The organism is Salifodinibacter halophilus, assembly GCA_012999515.1.
Classification (GTDB): domain Bacteria; phylum Pseudomonadota; class Gammaproteobacteria; order Nevskiales; family Salinisphaeraceae; genus Salifodinibacter; species Salifodinibacter halophilus.
The window spans coordinates 1-239 of sequence record JABEEB010000671.1 but is presented as its reverse complement, the minus strand read 5'-3'; the positions used below and the strand labels follow the sequence as shown (position 1 = coordinate 239).

Here is a 239-nt window from a genome sequence, read left to right as displayed (position 1 = left end):
GACCTTGCTGTTCCTGCCCAAGCAGCGCTTCGACCTGCTCGGCTTGATCGCGGTGGCCATCGTCGGCGTCTGCGCCTATGTGGATTCGCACGCGACCAACCTGACCCGGCCGGAGAACTTCTACCTCACCCAGACCCTGATCGCGATGGCGGCCTCGATGTTCCTGGCCTCGTCGATCCTGCTGGCGCTGGTGCGCGTGGTCGCCGACGGGCTGCGCAACCTGGTCACCTTCATCGTCT

1 protein-coding gene is annotated in these 239 nt (G+C 65.3%); it reads left to right on the top strand.

The window, feature by feature from the left end:
* Positions 1-239 (top strand): MFS transporter (locus tag HKX41_13255; protein NNC25102.1); only part of this gene is annotated, 239 nt, incomplete at both ends.